The following is a 1432-nucleotide window of genomic DNA, read 5'->3' as shown; positions in this document are numbered from 1 at the left end:
CTTCAGAACTAACACAGTGGACGCGAGCAACTGAGGACAAGCCCTCGGCCTATTAGTACCAGTCAGCTCCACCCGTTACCGGGCTTCCACATCTGGCCTATCAACCCAGTCGTCTACTGGGAGCCTTACCCTCTCAAGGAGGTGGGAATACTCATCTTGAAGCAGGCTTCCCGCTTAGATGCTTTCAGCGGTTATCCCTCCCGAACGTAGCCAACCAGCCATGCCCTTGGCAGGACAACTGGCACACCAGAGGTTCGTCCGTCCCGGTCCTCTCGTACTAGGGACAGCCCTTCTCAATATTCCTACGCGCACAGCGGATAGGGACCGAACTGTCTCACGACGTTCTAAACCCAGCTCGCGTACCGCTTTAATGGGCGAACAGCCCAACCCTTGGGACCGACTCCAGCCCCAGGATGCGACGAGCCGACATCGAGGTGCCAAACCATCCCGTCGATATGGACTCTTGGGGAAGATCAGCCTGTTATCCCCGGGGTACCTTTTATCCGTTGAGCGACGGCGCTTCCACAAGCCACCGCCGGATCACTAGTCCCGACTTTCGTCCCTGCTCGACCCGTCGGTCTCACAGTCAAGCTCCCTTGTGCACTTACACTCAACACCTGATTGCCAACCAGGCTGAGGGAACCTTTGGGCGCCTCCGTTACCCTTTGGGAGGCAACCGCCCCAGTTAAACTACCCATCAGACACTGTCCCTGATCCGGATCACGGACCGAGGTTAGACATCCAGCACGACCAGAGTGGTATTTCAACGGCGACTCCACCATGACTGGCGTCACGGCTTCAAAGTCTCCCACCTATCCTACACAAGCCGAACCGAACACCAATATCAAACTGTAGTAAAGGTCCCGGGGTCTTTCCGTCCTGCTGCGCGAAACGAGCATCTTTACTCGTAGTGCAATTTCACCGGGCCTATGGTTGAGACAGTCGAGAAGTCGTTACGCCATTCGTGCAGGTCGGAACTTACCCGACAAGGAATTTCGCTACCTTAGGATGGTTATAGTTACCACCGCCGTTTACTGGCGCTTAAGTTCTCAGCTTCGCAACCCCGAAAGGTCACTAACCGGTCCCCTTAACGTTCCAGCACCGGGCAGGCGTCAGTCCGTATACATCGCCTTACGGCTTCGCACGGACCTGTGTTTTTAGTAAACAGTCGCTTCTCGCTGGTCTCTGCGGCCACCCCCAGCTCACGGAGCAAGTCCGATCACCAGTGATGGCCCCCCTTCTCCCGAAGTTACGGGGGCATTTTGCCGAGTTCCTTAACCATAGTTCACCCGAACGCCTCGGTATTCTCTACCTGACCACCTGAGTCGGTTTAGGGTACGGGCCGCCATGAAACTCGCTAGAGGCTTTTCTCGACAGCATAGGATCATCCACTTCACCACAATCGGCTCGGCATCAGGTCTCAGCCTTAATG

General features: G+C 56.0%; 1 rRNA gene (running past one end of the window). It reads right to left on the bottom strand.

The features are described from left to right. Positions 1–32: 32 nt before the first annotated feature. A 23S ribosomal RNA gene (locus ABZW32_RS39290) occupies positions 33–1432 on the bottom strand (it continues 1823 nt past the right edge of the window).

Origin of the sequence: Streptomyces sp. NPDC004667 (assembly GCF_040609475.1) — a bacterium.
Lineage (GTDB): Bacteria > Actinomycetota > Actinomycetes > Streptomycetales > Streptomycetaceae > Streptomyces.
The sequence above is the reverse complement of the archived record's forward strand: the minus strand, read 5'-3'. Positions and strand labels throughout refer to the sequence as shown.